This is a genomic window from Wolbachia endosymbiont of Ctenocephalides felis wCfeJ (assembly GCF_012277315.1).
Lineage (GTDB): Bacteria > Pseudomonadota > Alphaproteobacteria > Rickettsiales > Anaplasmataceae > Wolbachia.
In genome coordinates, this window is the sequence record NZ_CP051157.1 from 1,162,142 (window position 1) to 1,184,259 (window position 22,118).

The window sequence follows — 22,118 nt, forward strand, 5'->3', positions numbered from 1 at the left end:
CCTAAAATGGCATTCATGTATAGTTAATAGTTACCATTTAAAATTAGATTATGTTGCTAATAGGTTGAGAGTTTAAAATGAGTAAAAAAACAGAAAAAGCAAGGCATAAGCTCAGTAAATCAGATATTAGCAGTCCGATTATTCCCAATCCTGCTCCAATAACCAGCGAAGTAAGGCCAATAAAAGTTAGACGAGAGGCTAAAACAAACAACCTAATCTCTGAAAAAGGCAGAGCTCACTCTTTGTCAACCTTCAGCACTGACTCTGATGCAGTATCAATATCAAGTGATAGTGGAATATCGTCAAGCTTCAGCACAACAAGCGACAGCGAAGTATTTGATACAAATTCAATATCAAGTGATAGTGGAACACCGTCTGGTCGGATAACACCAACTGCCTCGGTAGCAGAAGACATCCCTCAATCAAAATCAGCAAATGGTAGAAAACCTCCTGTTCTAGGAAAATTGAAAAAGGTTAGCATTCCTGAAGTGCCAAAAGATTTTGTCTTATCAAAGAAAAAATCTCCTCAGATGAAGAGTAAACCTCAGCAACCTCAAAAAGCAGTTGAGCAGATTGTTAGTCTTGATGATCAGATTAAAGCTCTACAGAATAGGCAAAATAACCTGCAACAGAAGCTTACTAAGCTCAATCAGCAGAGTAGATTATTTATATTTATAAAATCAAAAGAACATAGGACTAAAGAAAGGGAGCTAAATTCCCAATTAGCAGAAGTAACGAAAGCTAAATGGAAAGTTGAGCTTGATAGAAAGTTTGAAAGTGACAAAGACTTAGAAATTTCAGATTTTGCAGATAGATCTTGTGACGCAAGTAACTCTAACAATAAATATCTAGAGGGAATAAATAAAGTAATAAAAAAGCATCCTAGTCTGTATGTACATTACACATGTAAGGACCCTAATGATTTTTTAAATTCAAGGTCCTTTGTATATAAATCCCTCCAGGAAATCCTGGAGAGAGCTAATCCTACATATGAAGATAAACAGATCTTGCTCAGGTATGATGCATATCAGGTTAAAACTCTACTGCAAAGTGGTGATATAACAGACAAGGAAGACAAAAAAGCGCTCAAAGAGATATACAAAGACTTAAAGAATGAAATGAGTAAAAGTAGAAAAAGCTTTGATGCGAAAAATGACCAATATATCTGTAAATTAAGAAAAGGTCGGGGAACGTCACCGGATTCAATTATGAAATCTGTACAAACATCACAACAGTTGCAACACTCTAGGTAAAAAATGTCAACACACCTAATTAAAGTATAAACTTAGATAAATCTAGCTGCTTTGAGATCGATTGAAGCTTATCTTTCACATATTTGCCATCTATAACAAATTTTTCACCACTGTTCTCGGAAGCTATAAAACTTATTTCATCTAAAAGCTTCTCCATTACAGTATGAAGCCTTCTTGCGCCTATATTTTCTACTTCTCTATTAACTGTAAATGCGATTTCAGCTATGGTTTCGATACCATCGTTGGTAAACTCAAGTATCACATTTTCTGTTTTCATTAAAGCTATGTATTGCTTTAACAAGCTAGACTCAGGTTCTTTTAATATTCTTATTAAGTCCTCTTGAGTAAGTGCCTTAAGTTCTACTCTGATCGGTAATCTACCCTGTAATTCCGGCAAAAGGTCAGACGGTTTAGATAGGTGAAAAGCACCAGATGCAATAAATAATATATGATCTGTTTTGACATGGCCGTACTTAGTTGAAACAGTTGTTCCTTCAAGTAGTGGTAATAAATCACGTTGTACCCCTTCTCTATTTACTTCACCTTTTACCTCTGTACGTGCTGCTATTTTATCTATTTCATCCAAAAACACTATGCCTTCATTAGTGACAAGATCAATGGCTTTTTTGATTATCTTATTCTCATCCATTAATCTTTCACTTTCCTCATTAATCAATATTTCTCGAGCTTCTTTTACCTTAACCGTAATAGTTTTTGTTTTTTTACCTCCATTGAACATTTTGCCCATTAGTTCTGTTACATTTACTATACCAACTTGCCCGCCTGGCATACCTGGTATATCAAAAGCTGGTAACACGCCCTTGCTTTCTCTGACATTAATGGAAACTTCCCCGTTTTCAAATTCTTTATTTCTCAATCTTTCTCTGAAAATCTTTTTACTCTCTTCGCTTGCACTCTCACCAACCATAGAATCGACTATTGTCTTTTCGGCTAAATCTAAGGCTTTTTTAGCTAAGGCTTTACGTGCTTTCTCTTTAACCAAAACCATTGCTGCATCAACTAAATCGCGTATTATCGAGTCAACATCACGTCCAACATATCCTATTTCAGTGAATTTTGTTGCCTCAACTTTGATGAATGGTGCACCTGCAAGCTTTGCTAAGCGACGAGCTATTTCAGTTTTACCAACCCCTGTATGACCAATCATCAGTATATTTTTAGGTATAATTTCGTCACGTAAAGGAAGGGGAACTTTGTTACGGCGCCAACGGTTTCTGAGTGCAATAGCAACAGCACGCTTTGCATCATTCTGTCCAATTATGAACCTATCTAGCTCCTTAACTATCTTTTGTGGCGGCAGATCATCTAATAAAACTTGTGTACTGTTATTAGCCCGAGCATTTTTGTTATTTGAATCACAACTGCTCTTAGTATCTTTGCAGAGATCATTTTTCTTATTGTGAGTGTTACTATCACAAGACTGCCCTTCTGAAAGAGTCATAGATTGATCAGAGAAATTAGTGAATAAAATTTTTCGTTCAGAAGACATATTATCCCTCTATCTTTTCAATAACTACATTATGATTTGTATAAACACATATATCAGCTGCTATTTTCATAGCTCTTCTTGCAACTTCCTCTATTGATATTCCCTCAACATCAATCAGAGCTCTTGCTGCAGATAGAGCAAAATTTCCACCAGAACCAATAGCTGCAATCCCATCCTCAGGTTCAAGAACGTCCCCTGTCCCTGTAATAACCAATGAGATAGATTTATCTGCAACTATCATCATAGCTTCCAGCTTTCTTAAATATTTATCCATTCTCCAATCTTTTGCAAGTTCAACACATGCCCTCATTAATTGTCCAGGATGTTTGTCAAGCTTTGATTCCAGTCTCTCAAAGAGAGTAAATGCATCAGCTGTTGCTCCAGCGAAGCCAGCAATTACAGAGTCACCAGAAAGACGCCTGACTTTCTTTGCCCCGGATTTTATAACAGTGTGGCCCAGTGAAACCTGTCCATCACCTACTACTACTACATTTTTACCTCTTCTGATTGACAGTATGGTAGTTCCATATATCTTATCGTTATCATGTCGAATCATTTTTCTGTCATTTTAATTCATTATACTATAACTGTAGTTAAATATGTTTAGTTACAGCTTATAATATAGTACATTCCTTATAACATTTAAAGTGTAGATGCAAAATATAATTCATCCAAATTTGGAAAAAAATATAAATGATTGGTTTGAGACAAAATTTAACGGTTTTACGTTGCCGTTTTATAGCTCTGTAGATCTCAGAAATTCTGGTTATAAAATTGCCCCAATAGACGCCAATTTGTTTCCTGCAGGGTTCAATAATTTAAGTGAGTTATCAAAAACAACAGCAGCAAAACTGGTACGAAGCTACTTTGAAAAAAAACGATATAAAAAAATTCTTGTAATACCGGAGAACTATACACGAAATAAAATATACATAGAAAACGTATTTGCCATAGAAAAAATATTGCAATTAGCGGGTTTTGAAACTAAAACCGGCCTATTTCATAACGAAGCATACAATTCAATAGAGCCATATGAAACTGTTGTGAAAGAAAACTCTCTGCTGAAGACAACTTCAGGATTCGTACCCGATGTTATTGTGCTGAACCGGGATATGACAAGCCACATTCCAAGTGTGCTAGAAAATGTAAAACAAGAGATAGTACCAAGTCCACTATATGGTTGGCACAGTAGGCAGAAGTTTAAACATTTTGAAATCTATCAAGAGCTAGCGTCCGAATTTTGTAGCGAATTTGAAATAGACCCATGGCTTATTTCTGTATTTACAAAAAGCTGTAACGAGGTTAATTTTAGTGACCACTCATCGCGGGAAACAGTGGCAACTAAGGTTAACCAAGTGTTGTCCCTCATACACAAAAAATACGAAGAATATGAAATCAAAACACAACCTTATGTTTTTATCAAAGCAAGTAATGGAACATATGGAATGGGTATTATAACAGCAACAAGCGGAGATGAAATATTAAACCTCAATAAAAAAAAGCGCCATAAGATGAAAAAAGTAAAGGAAGGAATAAAAATCAATAGTGTCATTGTACAAGAAGGTATACCAACTATCGATGTATTTGAACGCAGTCCTGCAGAGCCGCTAATATACTATATCGGAAATACACCGACATGCTATTTATATCGCTGTAATAGTAGAAAAACCATATATTCCAGCTTGAATGCCACTGACTGTGAATTTCATGATATTAGCCAAGTCATAGAAAATAAAACCCTGTCACTCTGGAATGTGGTTAGCAAGTTAGCAGTGCTAGCATTGGCGGTAGAAATGAGGTCTTTTCATATCTAATTTCTTACCTCTACATAGCAGGGCCATTATATAGATTATTACCACAATCAACATGCTGAGCATGGTTAGCATTGTCAAGTTCAGTAGAAGGATCATCATTGATAGGTTGGTTAACTAGTTTGTCAAGCTGGATTGCCAAAAATACTGCGCTATATATTATGCCAACTGTCACGCTTAAATTGAAGTCATAGATTATACCATTACCTAGGTTTATCGGTGTGGTTACAATTTCTATCCTTCTTAATATGAAGTTTAACAAACCTAATGATAAAGTTAGTGTGCTGATAACAAGGCTCTTCTTGCGTTTAGCAAGTTCAGCTTCACATTTTGTAAGTTCACCAGCATCTTTTACGCCTTTTCTACATGCATCTTGATATTCTTTATGTGCCTCTTGATATTTTTTGTATGTATAATAATAGCTTATAGGCTCCGCAATGAATAGGAATAGGATTGTTGATGTTAAGTGAATATGACTTATTGCGCTTGCATTACTTCCAGTCAAGAAATGGAAGACTTTCAACATCATTAGTGCTTCTATCGAGCTACTTGCAAGACTAGCCGATTTGCCCACAATTTTTACTAATTCTTTCTTACCATTAGGATTTCTGTAATCCTTGATTAAGTCATGTAAAGCAAACGCAGAATGAGTAATATATAGAATAGAAGTCGGAAACTTTACCCATCGGGCAATTTCACGTATAAGGTAGATGTTGGAGCTATTATTGTCAATAAATTCGCAACAAAATTGGAGTGAAATCTTGCACAACAAGGCTGTTAAACCTGTTGTGATACAAATTATCCTTCTGGTATCATGATTGTAAGCATCGTGTACCTTTTGTGCAAATGTGCTTGGTTTCTTTTTTAGCTCATTTAGCATAAATAGCTAATAAAATAATAATTTTTTATTATTCTATCATATAAAATCTTAAAAGAAAAGTACTATAAATCAGGACTTTAAGGGCAGTTCCTACATAAATCAGCCAAGCATTTTATAAACAAAGAATTGGTACTGAGAGTTGGTACACGAAAGTAGTATCCGTCCTTGATAATTGCTTTATATTCCATATCAAGTTCAACAAGTGTTTCTGAATGCTCAGAAACAAAAGATATAGGTGATAAAACCACAGGTATATCTTCAGCTTTCGCACGTAATAACTCTTTCTCAGTGCTCGGCTCTAGCCATTTTACGGGACCAATCTTGCTCTGATAGCATATTGACCAATCAAGGTCTTTGATATTTAACCTTTCTACTATTAATTTTACTGTCTCTTCTATCTGCAAGGCATAAGGGTCACCCTTCTCAATAACACTCAAGGGCAAGCTATGGGCTGAAAATAGGATTCTTGGGTTACCAATTCTACTTGCTAATTTATAATACTGAGCTGTTAGGTTAACGTGAGCTTCAATAAAGTCTTGGTTATTATGATAATGGTTGATTATTTTTGTGTTGCATTTTAGACCATATTTTTTGGCACTTTTTTGCCAATTTTCAATGGATGATAAAGTTGTGGTAGTGGAATATTGAGGATATAGTGGCAGAAGAATTACTTCATCAGGATCAAACTGCTTTACACTTTCAACCACTTCATTGGCAAATGGATGCCAATAGCGCATACAAACGAATACTCTGGCCAGCTCTTGTGTCATTCCAGCACGTGACGCTGGAATCCAGTTCTTCTTTCTAGATCCCAGTTCCATGCTACTTGGATGACAAAACACAGATTTATTAAGCTCTTGCTCAAGCGCTTCAGCTTGCATTTTTGTATTCTCTAAAATTGGTGATTTACCTCCAATCTGCTCATATATTTTTCGTGCAGTATCTTCTCGTTTTGCAGATATAAACTTTGCTAAAAGAAAACGAAAAGGATTTGGTAAATTAATTATTCTCTTATCATAAAAGAGGTTGAATAAAAAAGGACGGACTGCATTTGGTGAATCAGGTCCGCCAAGGTTAAGTAAGACGATTGCTTTTTTCACTTACAACACGTTGCTTCAGGGGTACCTATAAAATTAGCTACACACTCATCAAGTACAGATATGGGTACTAAATTTCTCACACTGGCATACAATAGGTGGCCAGATCTCTGCAGACTACTCTGGGTAGATACAAAGCTTCTATCAAAGATCAGATCAGCGCAAAAGCTTGGCACTGCTTCAAGAAGTTCAATAGCAGCTAAAGCTAGCATGATGCAGCTTTGAAGAACCTTCAAAAGAACTTTAAGGGGAAAAAGTAAAACTCTGAGAAAAGAAAAGCTACTTGCTTCATTTGGTGATTGTTCTTGGTTAGGGGAATTATACCCAATGTGTTCTCTATTTTTATCAAAAATAGGGAATTTTATAGTATCCTTCTTAAATTCCCTGTCTATTGTTTCTCTACTGTAGTCAGTAGTTTTTTCCATCAACTTCTCACGCAAGTGAAAAGTTCTCACAACAAAACATGTGGTAATCATCAACGCAGCGCATACAAGTGCACATTGCATAAGACTCATGATGCCTATCATAGCTGGCAGTGCAAAACAAACAAATGGTGTTATGATAGCCATTTCAAAAAATGGAATAGTGTTCCTTTTCATTGCAAAAGCAGCACCTTCTTTCAATTTTGTATTGTGACGCGAGCTATATTCCAAATAACTCAAAAAAGCCAAGCTGAAAGTTAAAAACCCCTTTGTGCCACAAAAAATTGATGATTTTAAATTATTAACGAATGTTTTAGCAGCAGGTTCAGTTTTAACTGGTTGTTTAGTAGTAGACTCAGCTTGTTTAGCAGTGTTATTAGTTTTAGGACATTTAGAACACCCCATACAATACTTCCTTGATGGTTTATTCTTAACTATAAACAAAAAATCATTTTGATGAAATAAAAATTCATAATAGAATAAATCTATAAATATACGATCTTATATAAGGAAATAATATGGCAATTGAGAGAACACTTTCGATATTAAAACCTGACGCAGTAAGAAATAATATTACAGGTAATATAAATTCCTACATTGAAAAATCTGGGCTAAAAATTATAGCACAAAAAATGATGTTACTGACAAGAAGACAGGCAGAACTGTTTTATGAAATCCATAAAGATAGACCCTTTTTTGGGGAGTTAGTAGAGTTTATGACTTCTGGTTCTGTGATAGTGCAAGTTTTAGTTGGTGAAAATGCAGTGAGTAAATACAGGCAAATCATGGGAGCTACAAATCCAAAGCAGGCAGATAAAGGCACAATCAGAGGTGATTTTGCTGATGACATTAGCGAAAATAGAGTTCACGGCTCAGATAGCTTGGAAAATGCTCGTAGAGAAATCGCTTTCTTTTTTGCTGAGTGTGAGTTAGTGTAGCTATAAAAATAATTTACTTGATAACCCACGTAAGCCCACCTAATTATATGGCTGGAGCTATCTTCAATCTGTGCAGATTAAACGATGAAATATGCGTGTATGTTGATTTCTATCCAATTATTTTTTACTTGGAAAATATGCTAATAAATCTTATTTTTTTAACTTTATGAATGTAACTAAAAAAATGTCTCGTATAGATGACCTTAGAATTGCACTTAAGACTTTAGGCGCCCTTTTCTACATCTTTTAGCAATCGCTGCTATACACCACCTAAAAGCCCGGGAAATAAATTCATGAGTTTAACAACATAAAAAACTACGAAGAGGCTGCGCGGTATGTTGTTTGACATCTTTCATTTCTTCGAATTTAGTCTTTGGCTTGAGTAAATTATACAATGCAAAACCTGCACAAGTTAACCCAACTATTCCCAGTGCTACTGCTACTACAGGCATCTTCATGATATATAACGTAATACAACTAGCCAATAACCCTGCACCAACAACACCAGCCGCAATTGATTGAGGTAAGTTTTTTGGTGATTTTTCACCTTGTGAATTTTCTGTGTAAGATTCACTATATAGCTCAGAGGAGAGGCTTTTAGGAATACTTGATTTTTGCTTCTTTAAAGTATTTTGATTATCTTTACTATTTTTATGTTCTGATTGAGGACTTTCACTATCTTGACTGACATTTTTACATGATTCTATTTCTGCATCTGCGTCTGCATCTTGATCTACTGCATTATTACTTGGGTTTTCGACATCAAGAACTTCTTTACATTCACCAAGAGCTTCCTCTATATCCTCTAGTGTATAAGTATCTTTTGGTTCCTCTGTAGCAGTTGTAGTATTTGAGAGTATAGGTTCTTTATTGGGCTTTAAAATATCTCCCAAGATTTTTCCATCTTGTGCCGCCCTTAAAATCGCATCTTTTGCTTCACCATTTTCGCATGATTCCGCATAAGAAAATGGGTCGTGCTTTTCTACTTTTCCGTCTGAACATTTTATTATCACTTCCTCGTTTAATACTGCTTTTAAAAGCCCTTTGTCTTTAGCTTTTTTTAAAAGATCTTTTACAGCCCCATTATTTTTATGGTATATGGCATGATGCAGTAGTGTAAACTCCTCACCTTCATAAGTAATTTTTGTTTTCAGAATTTTATTTGTATCATAGTTCAATGAAAATATTCTAGGTCTGAAACTTGCAGCAATACTCTCTCCCTCTTCTATTATCTTCGCCAGCTTAAGGGTTCTTGCCTTATCTTGAGCTGTTAACTCATTACCTTTTAGGTCATAACTTATATTTTCTTTAATAGCACTTTTTAGGTTTACCATAACTCGCTTACTCTTCTATAACATTTACTTTATATAAATTAGCTGTATTGATAATTTATTAATTCTGCAATTACGATGCTAAAACTTTTCTAGCTGCTCACCCCATAATGTTAGGATCTCTCTCAAATCAGCTAGTCTTAAGTTATTTGGTTGTCTCGCATTTATTATGTCTTCTTTGACCTTAGAGGTATGGGTTGCTTTCCTAAAAATCTTACCTAGCTTCAAAACGGGTTTTTTAGCTTTTTCTTGAAAAGTTCTCTCTTCTCAAGGTAATTGTGCATGAAATTCAGCTAAGCCCTTATTTATCTCACACATCCAATAAAGTTGTCTGTCCTAGCTCATGAAACACCCTGATAAATCAAACAATGTTTTTCCGTCTTTATTCTTTGCTGTAATACCTAATAGACGTATCTCTGTACTTGGTGCCTTTTCAATTATTTCCCAACCACTGATACAAGTATCATCTTCTTGCTCTGATAACCTACAATCATTTTTGTCAATAAATTCCCATTCACTATCTTGGTAATCGTTAGTGAATTTTTTAATTTTTTCTACTTCAGCTCCATTAAACTTACTTGACACTTTTTCACAGGCTGCAATTATTCTCTCTTTCGCAGAGGCACAAATTCCACTTTTATTAAACTTCTCTAACGAATAGTCTATTTGAGCTAACCATTCCAAGTCCTGTTTTTCAGAAGCTGTAATGATTTCTGATGAAGAAGTTGTAACATTTGTACTTTGATTCTGCTCAGCCTGCTTTGACTCTATTGTTATATAACAATCATCGGTAAAAAACAGATCTCTCAACCCTGTACAAAAAGGACCATAGAGAAATTCATTCCATATCTGACTTATTCTAGTAAAAAGATTGCTAAACATTTTATTACTCCTAAAGTTAACTTTACTAAATATTAGCACAATAAATTAAATTTAGCAAATAATTTTATTAAAAAATAAACCATACACAGATAATTATCAAAAATATTTTCAATAATTTGCATGTTAAGAGTATGTTTTCAAACTAAGAAATGAGCTAATTTGTGAAGCATAAAAAGCTGTTAAACTTTTGTGGCTTACTAACATCGTATAAAGGTATCTGTTCAGGAACGTGGCTAATGTGCAAATATTGAAGCAAAAGTGGTGTCATCCCCGTAGCTTCTACGATGTCATCAAAGTAGCGGACACTGGGATCCAGGAAAGTTTGCTTGCTAAACTGATTTGGTGATCATAGAAGGCAGCTAATCTTATACTAAAACACAACGTTTTCAATGAGACTGCAGAAAGGCTGGAATGACAGGGTTGTGGATGTTATCCGAATGGCCCAACGATGTCATCCGAGTAGATGACACCGGCATTCATTCTCTTTTCACTGGATTCCAGTGTCAGCTACTTTAATGACACCCTTCGATGAACACAAGAAATTTCTTATTTTCGATTCTATATAAAAATGAAAATAAGGCTTATCTATTTGCGTGGATGAACATATAGAGACCTCTTATTTTCGATTTTGCGTAAAAATGAAAATAAGGCTGGATTCCAGCGTCACGAGCTAGAATGATACCCTTTGATGAAAATAAGAAACCTCTTATTTTCGATTCTGTATAAAAATGAAAATAAGGCTTATCTATTTGCGTGGATGAACATAAGAGACCTCTTATTTTCGATTTTGCGTAAAAATGAAAATAAGGCTGGATTCCAGCGTCACGCGCTGGAATGACAAGGTTGTTGATGTCATCCCTGTAGCCTCTACGATGCATCCAAGTAGTCTAATGATGTCATCCCAGTGCTCGACACTGGGATCCATTCTTTTTTCTACTGGATTCCAGCGTCACGAGCTGGAATGACAAGGTTGTGGATGTCATCCCTGTAACCCCTTTTTCTGCTATTCCAGTGCTACTTAATAATGTCATCCCAGTGCCCCGACACTGGGATCCACTCTTTTTTTTACTGGATTCCAGCGTCACGAGCTAGAATGATACCCTTTGATGAAAATAAGAAACCTCTTATTTTCGATTCTATATAAAAATGAAAATAAGGCTTACCTTATTTGCGTGGATGAACATAAGAGACCTCTTATTTTCGATTTTGCGTAAAAATGAAAATAAGGCTTAGTAGCTGGCACTGGGATCCATTCTTTTTTTCACTGGATTCCAGCGTCATGCGCTGGAATAACACCCTTTGTTGTAAATTCATTTTTACTCTATGGTTATCTTTTTATACTACCTTGTCTACCTTATTTTGCCACTCTGCTGAACAGATACGTATAAGTAGTTGATAGTTACTGAAATGCTAGTTGTACAGCGGGTTTCTAAGCTTTTTAAGTTTTGATGGTGCAAATTACTAAAAAATTATGGTAATTCATGCTTGATTTGATGAATTAAAGAGGTAAGATTAAGGACAGTAAATATAGTAAGGTAATTGATAGTTATGAATGATAAAAGGATAATAAAACCAAAGTTGGGTTTATTGGAACTTGCAAGGCAGTTAGACAACGCATCTAAAGCATGTAAAGCTAAAGGGTACTCAAGGGACACATTTAATTGGTTCAAGGAATTATGTGAAAATGGGGAGGAAACAGTGTTACATGAAATAAGCAAGAGAAAAGTGTCGTTTGCAAATAGAGTGTCTGAAGATATGGAAAAGATAATAATAGAAGTAGCGTTAGAATCTCCGGCACGCGGACAAGTAGGTGCAGCTAGAGAACTAAAAAAAAGAGGCATATCAATCTCTTCTGACGGGGTAAGATCAGTATGGAAAAAGAATGGTCTTGAAACTTTTGAAAAGAGATTGAAAACACTTGAAGCAAAAGTAGCTCAAGGTGATATAGTTTTAACAAGAGAATAACATATTACTCTAGAGAAAATTAAAGCACAAAAGGAAGCTCGCGGTGAAATTGAGACTCAATATCCAGGATATTTAGGTAGTCAGGATACCTATCATGTAGGTGATTTCAAGAATATTGGGTCGATATACCAACAGACTTTTATCGATACATACTCTCGAGTTGCATTTGTCAAATTGTATATGGAGAAAACGGCTATTGCAGCTGCGGATCTTCTCAATGATAGAGTTATTCCTTTTTTTGATGAGCATAAAGTTAGATTATCACGCATTTTAACAGACAGAGGCAAAGAGTATTGTGGTAGGCCGCCTGAAAACCATGTTTATCAACTGTATTTGGGAGTTGAAAACATTGACCATTTTAGCACTAAAACCAGTTCTCCACGAACAAATGGTATATGTGAGAGATTCCATAAAATTATGCAAGATGAGTGTTATCACATTCTTTTTAGAAAGAAGGTTTACAGTTCTTTAGAGGATTTGCAAGCGGATGTTGACCAATGGCTATGCTTCTATAATGAGACACGATCTTGCTTGGAGGGATATTGCGATGGAAAAACACCTATGCAGACCTTTTTAGGTGCTAAACAAATTGCCTTTCAAAAAAATGTATCTCTATTCGGGGGTGTAGTAGAGAAAACTCTTCAAGCACAATTGTTGAGATAAACTAGACACAGAAAAATGTGTTGCTTTTAACAGTTTATAAAATTTGGTAGGAAAAATGTGCTTCTAAAGTTTCATATCATGCCTTTCACCCCTGAAAGGATACCAGCGGTAACTTAGGAGCCCTCTCTTGAGCAAACACTTCGTATCTGTTCAGACAATGGTGTCAACTTAAGGAAAAATGTCAGTGATTGTGTTTTTCCTATAGCTGTAATAAAGTAGATAAGCCCAAATGCTATCATGTCTTTAGGAAAGGTTGCTAATTGAGGCTCTTAAGTCGACATCATTGTACGTTCAGCGGAGTGGCTTAAGAAATAATAGATGGAGTATCTGTTCAGCAGAGTGGCAAAATAAGGTAGACAAGGTAGTATAAAAAGATAACCATAGAGTAAAAGTGAATTTACAACAAAGGGTGTTATTCCAGCACGTGACACTGGGATCCAGGGATTTCGATTGGATACTGAGTATAAAAGTAGCTAACCTTATGTTAAAACACAATATTTTTGGTGAGGGGTTGCATTAAAAGCTGGATTCCAGTGTCAAGCACTGGAATGACACAACCATAAAGTGAAACTAGATCCCAGTGTCAGCTACTTGCATAACACCACTTTTGCTTCAATATTTGCATATTAGCCACGCCCTTGAACAGATACATAGATAGATATAAATATTTAGCCTTTTTATCTAGATATGTTAATCAAAAAAGTTTAAATATCAACATCATGTACATTAAGTGCGTTGCTATTGATAAAATCACGGCGCGGCTCAACTATATCACCCATTAGCACCGAGAACATGCTGTCTGCCTCTTCACAATCTTTGATTTCAACTTTTAGCAAAGTTCTGGTTTCTGGATTAAGTGTAGTTTCCCAAAGTTGGTCGGCATTCATTTCACCAAGACCTTTGAATCTCTGTAGAGTTAAACCTTTTTTACCATAGTCCATTATTATTTTTGCAAGTGCACTCGGAGATCTGACCTTTATTTCAGTTTCTTGTGATTTTAACAATGAATCACCATTGAATAAGTCAATTATATCATCAAGTGCGCTCAATATGTTACGTACCTCTTTGCTTTCAAGCATGCTAAGCGGAAATACATATTTGTCTGCTAATCCTTGAAATAATTTAGAGATGTGAACTTCTCTTTCTTCATCTTTTACTTCTACTTCCCAATCATATTCGCCATGAGTCAACTCCAAATATTTCAATATCTCATCGGCAGATGATAAAGCATTTTTTTTGCTTAAAATTAGTAATGACTCCAATAGGTTTTGTGGTATTTCCCTGTCGTAATTTTTGCTAATGTTTGAAATATAAAGGCATTTATTCAAAACAAAGCGTAAATCTTTATCTGTGCCGCCGTTTAATGTTAATCTTTTAACTGCTGAGTTTACTATATACTCTTCAAAAGTTTCATCATCTTTAATATAAGTATCTTTAGCATTTTTTGTGACTTTATAAAGAGGTGGTTGCGCTATATATAAATACCCTTTTTCAATTATTTCACGCATATACCGAAAAAAGAAAGTTAGAATTAAAGTTCTTATATGTGAACCATCAACGTCTGCATCTGTCATAATGATAATTTTATGATACCTAGCTTTCTCAATATCAAAATGCTCACTTCCTATGCCAGCTCCAATTGCAGTAATTAAAGAACCAATTTCCGCAGATGAAAAAATACGATCTAAACTTACACGTTCTACGTTTAGAATCTTCCCCCTTAAAGCAAGCACCGCTTGTGTTTTACGATTACGCCCCTGCTTTGCAGTACCACCTGCGGAATTACCTTCTACTATAAATAACTCTGATAATTCAGGAATTTTTTCCTGACAATCAGCAAGCTTTCCAGGTAGAGTAGAAATATCAATACTGTTTTTGTTTTTAACTAATTCTCGTGCCTTTCTTGCAGCTTCTCTGCCCTTAGCTGATCTGATGGCTCTTTCTACTATGCTTGCTGCTAACTTTGGATCAGTTTCAAGTATTGTACTCAATTTGTCAAAAACAATGCTTTCCACGACTGTGCGTGCTTCAGAACTGACTAACTTGTCTTTTGTTTGTGAAGAAAACTTAGGATCAGGCATCTTGAGAGATAAAACACAGGTTAACCCTTCTCTTACATCTTCTCCAGTCAAATTCACTTTTGCCTTTTTCAAAAACCCTTCATTGGTTGCATAGTTATTGATACATCTAGTTAGTGCGGACCTGAACCCCGCCAAATGCGTACCACCATCCCGTTGCCTTATATTATTAGTGAAGCATAACATGTTCTCATAGTAAGAATCATTCCACTCCATCGAGATTTCTATGCTAATGCCAAGATCTCTTGCTTCACCTCTCATGCTGGTAATTTTGGTAACGTGTGTCTTGTTTTTGTCTAAGTACCGTACAAAATTTGCTGTGCCGAAATTATCCTCAGACTGTTTGCCATCGTTAAAGTGAGACTCTACATGTGGTTCGTTGCGTAGATCACGCAAAGAGATCTTGATATTTGAATTTAAAAATGCTAATTCTCTGATACGATTCTCAAGGGTAGAATAGCTAAAATCAATGCCACTAAAAGTTTCTGTTGACGGCATGAACGTTACTCTCGTCCCTCTTTTGCTTGTGTTTTCATTTACTACCTTCAAGGGTTCAATGGACTCACCATCTTCAAAGCGCATAAAGTGCTCTTTCTTGTTACGCCAAATGGTTAATTCTAGCCAACTCGATAATGCATTTACAACTGAGATCCCAACACCATGTAACCCGCCAGAAACCTTGTAGGTATTGTTGTCAAACTTACCACCTGCATGCAGTTGGGTCATTATTACTTCTGCTGCTGATATTCCTTCCTCCTCATGAATATCAGTTGGAATGCCACGACCGTTGTCAGTTACAGATACTGAGCCATCTTCATTTATGCTAATTTCGATCTTATCACAATACCCGGCTAAAGACTCATCTATCGCGTTGTCAACAACCTCATATACCATATGATGCAGACCAGATCCATCATCAGTATCACCAATGTACATACCTGGACGTTTTCTTACAGCATCCAGACCTCTTAAGATTTTTATTGCATCAGCGTTGTAATTACTTTCCATGGAATCGTGTCATTTATAAATATTAACTAATATTACATTTGTATGTGCTGATTAGCAACATTTTTAAGTCGAAAGAAGGATCCTTGGCCATAATACATAAATAATGCATACTAAACTGTCTATACAAAGTGATTTGAACAGACAGACCAAATTGAAAATAATTATACAAACTCTGTTTTACGCTTCAAGGTGAGTGACTAAAACGCAGTATAATTTACTTTGCCCTTTCGGTTGAAGGATTTCCCAACTCAACGTAGGATAAATTATTCATACAAGTTTCTGATATTTCTTTCTGTTTATTATTATCCAGCTTGCTGCTGAATTCCTTGAACTTTTTCTCAAGCGCTGAATGTGTAGTTATAATATATCTTACCGTTTCAGGTGATAATTCTGGTAACTCATTACGAATTTTTTCTTGCTCTTTCCCAGAGAAATTTTTGAGATTTTCCCTAGCCATTTCTGGAAATCCTTGAGTGATTGTTTCCTCCACCATTCTACTGGCTTCCTTTTCATCTAGAGTAATAACCACTAATGGATGCAAACCAGCTAAAGATTCAAATAGCTTATTGTATGTTCCACCAGCACAACTTTGACCTTGGTTGCCATAAGTTGTCGCTGCATCTATAAGACCTCTTACAAACATATCCTTTCTATTTTTTATATCTCTATCGCTTAAAGGAACTGCTTGGCCCTCCATCCCTGTATTTCTGTCACTGCAAGCTTTCCAACACAAAATAGCTGCTTGCTTTAGTGTTAACTGACTATAATTGTCTTTAAAACTATCTTCTGTCATTATGTTGACAAACTGCAAACACTCAAGAGCTTGAGACTTTTCATCTGCTTTAAACTCATTTGACTGTCTAATATACTCCTCAATATCAGTTGTATTTCCTCTATTTAGTTGTATATAAAACTCCTCCCGGCTTAAGTTCTCTTTGTATTTTTTTACAAGTTTATCAACACTTAAGTTTACACTAGAAACCGCGTTTGGATCATGAGTAGTTTGTGCAACAAAAGGCAGAACATTAACTAAATCATGCATGAAAAGTTGCATTTCTTCCTCTGGAACTTCTTGCATTAAGTTAAAAAATTGCCGTATCTCTTCAATGAGTGCTCGGTTTAATAACCATAAGAATAGCGCAGGCAATGCTAAAAATATACAAGAAGTAATAATACATACAACTAAAACAGTTTTTAACATTAACCTAATGACATTTTTTGGCCAGGCTGATAATTTTGTTTCATTTTCACCAGGTTTCAGAAAATAATCCACTAACCATGAATACAAAAGGAACTGTACAAGCAAAAAGAAAGGAGGAATCATGCTTACCAGTAAAATTATGTTAAAAAACCTTTTAATTTTACTAGTATTACTATAAGCATTTTGCACTCTTTCTACTAGAGCCTGTGCTCTATTTATCCTATCTTGTTGTTGATTATTATTTTCGCCTGCTAACATATTACACACCTTATATTATTATTAGCATACAATGTTGTGAAAATATGGCAATAAAAAATTTGAGCACACCATACCTCTCTATAATTTATTGTGGATTGATAGTTGTTTTATATAAAACCTTATACTTTTTGCCTTGGAAGTATTACTTTGTAACTTTCTACCTTATCAAGAATACTGCTTGGTTTTACTGTAGTATCTATCTTATTTTCAATATCTGCTCCATACAGTTTAAGAACCTTGATAGCTTTTTCATTTCCACTATTCAGTGCAATATCTAAAGCATCCATTCCAGCTTTATTTTTGTGATTGATAAAGTTTTCTAGCTGATCTTTACCAAAGGTTCTCACATACCGTTCAATGATGAGTTTTACCACTTTCCCAGAGCAATTATTTGCAGCAGGAAAAAGTACCGTATTATTGTTATTGTCTTTTTTTGTTACGTCTGCTTCGAGCTCATTTATCAAATACTTGATAACTTCTACTCTACTATCATTTTCTGCTTCAGTACATTGCCTAGCAGCCAAAAATAGTGCCGTCCGTCCACTATTATCTGTATCTTCAATATTTTGCCCCTTATCGATCAAGGCTCGTATTATACTTTTACTTCCATACAAAGCAGCAAAAAGCAGAGGAGTATACCCTTCGGTGCTTTCTCTTTCGTTAATTATTGCACCATGGTCAGTTAAGAGTTCTATAAATTCTGGTGTATTTGCAAAAATTGCAAAGTGCATTGGTGTTAAATCGTCTTTACCATGGTTTTTAGTTTTTGCATTAACATGTGCTCCACTTTTTATCAGCAATTTCACTATTTCTAATTGTTTGCGTCCAACAGCAACATGTAGTGGTGTATGATTGCGTTCGTATTTATCATTGACGTTTGCACCATATTTTACTAGTAGTTTTACAGTTTCAACGCTACCCTCCAAAATTGCAACATACAAAGGGGTACGCCCACCTTCATTATGCGTATCAAGATTTGTTTTTAAATTAACTAAATTCTTGCTTAATTCCTCAATTACCTCTAATCGAGCAGTTTTATCAAGTTTTGCCCATTCGTTTTTCCCTTCTATGATATTAGACAACAAATTTGACATACAACAAGGATCTCTAAGCTCCGCTGAACTTAGCTTTATTTTCTTTGTGCCTATTCTAAGAAAGTATCCTTCTATGTCCTCTATCATATGGAATTGCGAACATGTCAATTCATATATTGTTAAGGATTATTATTAAGTTTTTATTAATATAATATTAATAAAAATTTTAGTCGAGAAAAGACGCTTTACTTGCAACAAGTCCAATACAATAGACTTCTCGTATAACCCAAACAGAAAAAAACAATTTACTCTCCATTTTTAATATTGGCATTTTTCCTACGCTGTGTGCTCTTAAGTTGCCTTAGCTATATAAGTAAAAACTGAAGTTTTAGCAAGACATGCAGTGCACACAGTTCGGAAAATTAAACAATAGTACGCCGAATACAAGCCTTTTATAGCCTTACGGCTTTGATTTATAGATACAATCCAGTTTTCTGATCAAAAATACCGCAAGTGTAATTGTTTATGACTAATTTTCCAGTGTCAGCTATTTGCATAGCCTCTTCATTTCATGCTTATCTACAACACAACTTTCAGCTCGCAGAATGGGGAGTATACTCCTTTTACTTCGGATAAATAGCTATTCACTTCTGATTCACGATTTTTATAGAGAGCAGAAACATGCTGCATAATGCCTAATTTTATCTGCTCAGGAACTTTATCATAGCCAGCTTCATACACAATTTCAACTCTTATTGCATTCAAGTGATTAAAAAATTCAATGTAGCCTCCTATGTCGCTGAAGTAATACTTGAGTGTCCTCTTTTCTTGATTTTTAGACATCGTTGCAGTAGCAGATATTATTACTCTCACGGGACCATAACTTAAATAGATTCTATTAGGTATATGGCCTTCACATGAAACTTGCCATGTTTGCTTAACCAGCGACTTTTCCATATACCACTCTGCATAATCGGTTGCCATAAAAATCAGGTTTGAAATTAACTTATCATCCTGATCACTCTCAATGCGTAGGAAAGACTTAACTTCCTCTAAAGTAACCGGAAAAGATTTAAGTTTGGATTTACGTTGTACACGTATTCTTGGCAAAGTAGACATAATAACCCCCCTTATTTATATATAGCTAATTCCATTTCCTGTCATCCTATAAAAAAACTTCTAATTCTAGTACCTAGGTGACAAGAAAGAAGACTGGTTTTCCTAGCAACAACTCTGATGAGAAGAGCAATGCTAAAGGAATACCATTTCTTGCGTTCAATGTTAAGTTAAAACCTGTATAGTAGCAACTCTAAACGCTTGAAATTCTTAGTTTTGCTATAAGTTCTTTATTGTGTGCTCTACTACATTAAGAAGAGAACGTATTAAAGCTGTTTCTCCCTTTTGATTGATAAAGTTTGAACTTACAGCGTACTCAACTAGGCCGGATTTCAGCAAATTGACATTTTGAGAATGAATATTGTTGAAGATGGTGTTTAACTCCTTGGCAAGCAAACCGCGAAACTTCTGTACACTATCATATGTAACATTTTCAAGTTCGTGCGCAAATTTATCTTGAGCTGCAGTTGTTATATCTTCAATTTCTTCATTAAGTTCCTCCAGCTTTTTTTCCTTACTCTTAAGGTTTTTTGTGAAAGCCTTCATACCTATCCAACTTAACTACTATTATAATTATAATATAAAAAACTACCAAAGCAAAAAATTTATATTGCAACATGCCGTTGCATAAAACAAATTTCCTTATTAATAGTAAATTATGCTTGAGCACAATGAAAAATTTCAAAAAGTCAAGTCTATATACAGGTACTGGCTTTGCACAGTGAATAATATCTTTTTTTACTCCGCAATAATATTTTTTTCTTTTAGCAGGCTTTGCAGTTCACCTTTTTCATACATCTCACGAGTAATGTCACAGCCACCGATGAACTCTCCTTTTACATATAATTGTGGAATTGTTGGCCAATCAGAAAACTGTTTTATGGACTGACGTATCTCATCATCTTCTAGTATGTTAACACACTTAAACCTTACGTTTAACTTTTTCAGAATCGACACAACGAGCCCAGAAAATCCGCATTGAGGAAAATCAGAAGTACCCTTCATGTATAACACCACATCATTCTCCACTATATCTTTTTTTATTTGTTCAAAATTGTTCATAAATTCACCTTAATCTTAAGCATTAGTTTCCAACTGCAAAGCATGTATGGACTGACCTTCCAAAGCCTTATACACCATTCTATGCTGTTCTAATTTTGTCTTTCCAAGAAAATGCTTGGAGGTTATTTTTAAATGGTAATGGTCATCATCTCCAGCAAGATCGTTAATCTCTACGTCAGCATCAGGAAATGATTGCTTGATAATTTTCTCTAATTCATGAATTGCGATAACCATTAACTTACTTTAAATTTTTATTATAAATCTAAAACAATTATATGCAATTGATTATCGTGAAGACAATAAATTCATTGTGCTGAGAGCACTCGCAAGACGAGACGTTAATTGATTCTCATATTTATCCCAATCTTGTATTGTTCTTCTAGCAACACCTGAGTGCACTGCAGCTTTTGCCACTGCAGGAGAGACTATTGAAATTAATCTTGGATCAAATGGAGTAGGTATTATATATTCACGTCCATAGCTCATTTTACGACCGCCATAAGCTACAGACATTTCATCGGGCACTGGCTCATGTGCAAGCTTTGCTATTGCACCTGCAGCTGCAATTTTCATTTCGTTGTTTATTGTTTTTGCATGCACATCAAGCGCTCCTCTGAATATGTAAGGAAACCCCATTACGTTATTGACTTGGTTATTGTAATCTGACCTACCAGTTGCGATTATTGCATCTGGCCTTACAGATTTCGCAAACTCAGGCCTTACTTCTGGATCAGGATTAGCAAGAGCAAAAATAATAGGATCTTTACCCATGCTCTTCAGCATCTCTTCATTTAGCACATTCTTTGCAGATAGCCCGATAAATACGTCAGCACCTTTTATTGCATCAAGTAAAGAACGTTCTTTCGTGTCAATTGCATATTTTTCCTTCCACTCGTTCATATCCTCTTTTCTGTCTTTGTATATCACTCCTTTTTTATCACATAGTACTATGTTTTTAGCACCCATGGACTTTAATATCTCTAAACAAGCAATACCGGCTGCTCCAGCTCCATTCATGATGATTTTAACATCTTCTAATTTCTTTCTTGCAATATCAAGAGCATTTTCTATACCGGCTGCAACAACTACCGCAGTTCCATGCTGGTCATCGTGAAACACTGGAATATCCATTAATTCACTTAGACGTTTCTCTATTATGAAACAGTCTGGGGATCTTATATCCTCTAAATTTATTCCCCCCCAACTTGGCCCAAGGTACCTTACTGAATTAATGAAACCTTCTATATCTTCTGTACCAACTTCTATATCAACCGCGTCAATGTCAGCAAAACGCTTAAATAAAACAGCTTTGCCTTCCATAACAGGTTTTGAGGCAAGAGGCCCGATGTTGCCAAGCCCCAACACCGCAGTACCATTTGAAATTACAGCAACGCAGTTACTTTTCGCCGTATAATCATAAACTAAATCAGGATTTTTAGCTATCTCAAGGCATGGAGCTGCAACTCCAGGGGAATAAGCAAGTGACAAATCATACTGGGTAGATAAGGGCTTTGTTGGCAAGATAGATATTTTACCAGGATTATTGCCCCTATTGTGATACTTAAGTGCTTCTTGTTTTGTAGTACTATCTAAATCATCGTTCATCATT

General features: G+C 35.4%; 21 protein-coding genes and 1 pseudogene. 5 read left to right on the forward strand and 17 right to left on the reverse strand.

Annotated elements, in window-relative coordinates:
* Nucleotides 1-77: 77 nt before the first annotated feature.
* Nucleotides 78-1,253, forward strand: a complete 1,176-nt coding sequence (locus tag HF196_RS05600; RefSeq protein ID WP_168456190.1) for a hypothetical protein — start codon at nucleotides 78-80, stop codon at nucleotides 1,251-1,253.
* A 19-nt stretch (nucleotides 1,254-1,272) separates the two neighbouring features.
* On the opposite strand, the gene hslU is transcribed toward HF196_RS05600, so the two are convergent.
* Together hslU and hslV are read right to left on the reverse strand one after the other, a co-directional pair.
* Entirely contained in the window at nucleotides 1,273-2,715 is a 1,443-nt protein-coding gene (hslU, locus tag HF196_RS05605; protein WP_369799954.1) for an ATP-dependent protease ATPase subunit HslU, read from the reverse strand.
* Nucleotides 2,716-2,764: 49 nt separating this feature from the next.
* Nucleotides 2,765-3,319: an ATP-dependent protease subunit HslV gene (gene hslV, locus HF196_RS05610; protein WP_168456192.1), complete on the reverse strand. Its 555-nt coding sequence runs from the start codon at nucleotides 3,317-3,319 to the stop codon at nucleotides 2,765-2,767.
* Nucleotides 3,320-3,416: 97 nt separating this feature from the next.
* On the opposite strand from hslV, the gene gshA reads away from it, so the two are divergent.
* A complete protein-coding gene (gene gshA / locus HF196_RS05615; RefSeq protein WP_168456193.1) occupies nucleotides 3,417-4,577 on the forward strand; it encodes a glutamate--cysteine ligase in 1,161 nt (386 codons plus the stop codon).
* 10 nt (nucleotides 4,578-4,587) lie between these two features.
* Here the strand turns inward: gshA and HF196_RS05620 are convergent, their stop codons facing one another.
* From HF196_RS05620 to HF196_RS05630, 3 genes are all read right to left on the reverse strand, one after another.
* On the reverse strand, nucleotides 4,588-5,454 hold the full coding sequence (locus HF196_RS05620; protein WP_168456194.1) for a hypothetical protein: 867 nt from the start codon (nucleotides 5,452-5,454) through the stop codon (nucleotides 4,588-4,590).
* A gap of 77 nt (nucleotides 5,455-5,531) precedes the next feature.
* Nucleotides 5,532-6,554, reverse strand: coding sequence for a ferrochelatase (gene hemH / locus HF196_RS05625; protein ID WP_168456195.1), 1,023 nt, complete (start codon nucleotides 6,552-6,554; stop codon nucleotides 5,532-5,534).
* A complete protein-coding gene (locus tag HF196_RS05630; RefSeq protein ID WP_246198551.1) occupies nucleotides 6,551-7,378 on the reverse strand; it encodes a hypothetical protein in 828 nt (275 codons plus the stop codon). Before HF196_RS05630 ends, hemH begins: the two co-directional genes overlap by 4 nt.
* 113 nt (nucleotides 7,379-7,491) lie before the next feature.
* Here HF196_RS05630 and ndk point away from each other — a divergent pair, with 113 nt between their 5' ends.
* The gene (ndk, locus tag HF196_RS05635; protein WP_168456196.1) at nucleotides 7,492-7,911 is read left to right on the forward strand and encodes a nucleoside-diphosphate kinase; all 420 of its coding nucleotides are present in this window, start codon (nucleotides 7,492-7,494) and stop codon (nucleotides 7,909-7,911) included.
* Between the two features lie 299 nt (nucleotides 7,912-8,210).
* Here the strand turns inward: ndk and HF196_RS05640 are convergent, their stop codons facing one another.
* The 4 genes from HF196_RS05640 to HF196_RS05660 form a co-directional block, all read right to left on the reverse strand.
* Nucleotides 8,211-9,245 (reverse strand): WD_0033/WD_0034 family tandem repeat-containing protein, encoded by a 1,035-nt coding sequence (locus HF196_RS05640; RefSeq protein WP_168456197.1) that lies wholly within the window; start codon nucleotides 9,243-9,245, stop codon nucleotides 8,211-8,213.
* A 333-nt stretch (nucleotides 9,246-9,578) separates the two neighbouring features.
* Nucleotides 9,579-10,124 (reverse strand): hypothetical protein, encoded by a 546-nt coding sequence (locus HF196_RS05650; protein WP_168456198.1) that lies wholly within the window; start codon nucleotides 10,122-10,124, stop codon nucleotides 9,579-9,581.
* A 581-nt stretch (nucleotides 10,125-10,705) separates the two neighbouring features.
* On the reverse strand, nucleotides 10,706-11,002 hold the full coding sequence (locus HF196_RS05655; protein WP_168456199.1) for a hypothetical protein: 297 nt from the start codon (nucleotides 11,000-11,002) through the stop codon (nucleotides 10,706-10,708).
* Between the two features lie 18 nt (nucleotides 11,003-11,020).
* Nucleotides 11,021-11,209, reverse strand: coding sequence for a hypothetical protein (locus HF196_RS05660; RefSeq protein ID WP_168456200.1), 189 nt, complete (start codon nucleotides 11,207-11,209; stop codon nucleotides 11,021-11,023).
* 463 nt (nucleotides 11,210-11,672) lie between these two features.
* On the opposite strand from HF196_RS05660, the pseudogene HF196_RS05665 reads away from it, so the two are divergent.
* Both HF196_RS05665 and HF196_RS06045 read left to right on the forward strand, forming a co-directional pair.
* Nucleotides 11,673-12,752 (forward strand): annotated as a pseudogene (locus tag HF196_RS05665) (IS481 family transposase).
* 391 nt (nucleotides 12,753-13,143) lie between these two features.
* On the forward strand, nucleotides 13,144-13,272 hold the full coding sequence (locus HF196_RS06045; protein WP_256359376.1) for a hypothetical protein: 129 nt from the start codon (nucleotides 13,144-13,146) through the stop codon (nucleotides 13,270-13,272).
* 184 nt (nucleotides 13,273-13,456) lie between these two features.
* On the opposite strand, the gene gyrB is transcribed toward HF196_RS06045, so the two are convergent.
* The 8 genes from gyrB to HF196_RS05705 all read right to left on the reverse strand — a co-directional run bounded on the left by gyrB (nucleotide 13,457) and on the right by HF196_RS05705 (nucleotide 22,114).
* Nucleotides 13,457-15,838, reverse strand: coding sequence for a DNA topoisomerase (ATP-hydrolyzing) subunit B (gene gyrB / locus HF196_RS05670; protein ID WP_168456201.1), 2,382 nt, complete (start codon nucleotides 15,836-15,838; stop codon nucleotides 13,457-13,459).
* Nucleotides 15,839-16,052: 214 nt separating this feature from the next.
* Complete coding sequence (locus HF196_RS05675; RefSeq protein WP_168456202.1) at nucleotides 16,053-17,297, reverse strand: hypothetical protein; 1,245 nt, start codon at nucleotides 17,295-17,297, stop codon at nucleotides 16,053-16,055.
* Nucleotides 17,298-17,416: 119 nt separating this feature from the next.
* Nucleotides 17,417-18,478 carry an ankyrin repeat domain-containing protein gene (locus HF196_RS05680; RefSeq protein WP_246198553.1) on the reverse strand — a complete coding sequence of 354 codons (1,062 nt, stop codon included), beginning with the start codon at nucleotides 18,476-18,478 and terminating at the stop codon, nucleotides 17,417-17,419.
* A gap of 432 nt (nucleotides 18,479-18,910) precedes the next feature.
* Entirely contained in the window at nucleotides 18,911-19,450 is a 540-nt protein-coding gene (locus HF196_RS05685; RefSeq protein WP_168456203.1) for a head-tail connector protein, read from the reverse strand.
* A 216-nt stretch (nucleotides 19,451-19,666) separates the two neighbouring features.
* Nucleotides 19,667-19,993 carry an ECH_0659 family protein gene (locus tag HF196_RS05690; RefSeq protein ID WP_168456204.1) on the reverse strand — a complete coding sequence of 109 codons (327 nt, stop codon included), beginning with the start codon at nucleotides 19,991-19,993 and terminating at the stop codon, nucleotides 19,667-19,669.
* 192 nt (nucleotides 19,994-20,185) lie between these two features.
* Nucleotides 20,186-20,509: a Grx4 family monothiol glutaredoxin gene (gene grxD, locus HF196_RS05695; protein ID WP_168456205.1), complete on the reverse strand. Its 324-nt coding sequence runs from the start codon at nucleotides 20,507-20,509 to the stop codon at nucleotides 20,186-20,188.
* Nucleotides 20,510-20,524: 15 nt separating this feature from the next.
* A complete protein-coding gene (locus HF196_RS05700; RefSeq protein WP_168456206.1) occupies nucleotides 20,525-20,743 on the reverse strand; it encodes a BolA/IbaG family iron-sulfur metabolism protein in 219 nt (72 codons plus the stop codon).
* Nucleotides 20,744-20,794: 51 nt separating this feature from the next.
* A complete protein-coding gene (locus HF196_RS05705) occupies nucleotides 20,795-22,114 on the reverse strand; it encodes a malic enzyme-like NAD(P)-binding protein (protein ID WP_168456315.1) in 1,320 nt (439 codons plus the stop codon).
* Nucleotides 22,115-22,118 lie beyond the last annotated feature (4 nt).

Excerpts from the sequence above, each read along its gene's own strand:
- HF196_RS05600 (WP_168456190.1), top strand. The coding sequence starts at position 78 with ATGAGTAAAAAAACAGAAAAAGCAAGGCATAAGCTCAGTAAATCAGAT.
- hslU (WP_369799954.1), bottom strand. The coding sequence starts at position 2,715 with ATGACTCTTTCAGAAGGGCAGTCTTGTGATAGTAACACTCACAATAAG.
- hslV (WP_168456192.1), bottom strand. The coding sequence starts at position 3,319 with ATGATTCGACATGATAACGATAAGATATATGGAACTACCATACTGTCA.
- gshA (WP_168456193.1), top strand. The coding sequence starts at position 3,417 with ATGCAAAATATAATTCATCCAAATTTGGAAAAAAATATAAATGATTGG.
- HF196_RS05620 (WP_168456194.1), bottom strand. The coding sequence starts at position 5,454 with ATGCTAAATGAGCTAAAAAAGAAACCAAGCACATTTGCACAAAAGGTA.
- HF196_RS05630 (WP_246198551.1), bottom strand. The coding sequence starts at position 7,378 with ATGGGGTGTTCTAAATGTCCTAAAACTAATAACACTGCTAAACAAGCT.
- ndk (WP_168456196.1), top strand. The coding sequence starts at position 7,492 with ATGGCAATTGAGAGAACACTTTCGATATTAAAACCTGACGCAGTAAGA.
- HF196_RS05640 (WP_168456197.1), bottom strand. The coding sequence starts at position 9,245 with ATGGTAAACCTAAAAAGTGCTATTAAAGAAAATATAAGTTATGACCTA.
- HF196_RS05650 (WP_168456198.1), bottom strand. The coding sequence starts at position 10,124 with ATGTTTAGCAATCTTTTTACTAGAATAAGTCAGATATGGAATGAATTT.
- HF196_RS05655 (WP_168456199.1), bottom strand. The coding sequence starts at position 11,002 with ATGCATCGTAGAGGCTACAGGGATGACATCAACAACCTTGTCATTCCA.
- gyrB (WP_168456201.1), bottom strand. The coding sequence starts at position 15,838 with ATGGAAAGTAATTACAACGCTGATGCAATAAAAATCTTAAGAGGTCTG.
- HF196_RS05675 (WP_168456202.1), bottom strand. The coding sequence starts at position 17,297 with ATGTTAGCAGGCGAAAATAATAATCAACAACAAGATAGGATAAATAGA.
- HF196_RS05680 (WP_246198553.1), bottom strand. The coding sequence starts at position 18,478 with ATGATAGAGGACATAGAAGGATACTTTCTTAGAATAGGCACAAAGAAA.
- HF196_RS05685 (WP_168456203.1), bottom strand. The coding sequence starts at position 19,450 with ATGTCTACTTTGCCAAGAATACGTGTACAACGTAAATCCAAACTTAAA.
- HF196_RS05690 (WP_168456204.1), bottom strand. The coding sequence starts at position 19,993 with ATGAAGGCTTTCACAAAAAACCTTAAGAGTAAGGAAAAAAAGCTGGAG.
- grxD (WP_168456205.1), bottom strand. The coding sequence starts at position 20,509 with ATGAACAATTTTGAACAAATAAAAAAAGATATAGTGGAGAATGATGTG.
- HF196_RS05700 (WP_168456206.1), bottom strand. The coding sequence starts at position 20,743 with ATGGTTATCGCAATTCATGAATTAGAGAAAATTATCAAGCAATCATTT.
- HF196_RS05705 (WP_168456315.1), bottom strand. The coding sequence starts at position 22,114 with ATGAACGATGATTTAGATAGTACTACAAAACAAGAAGCACTTAAGTAT.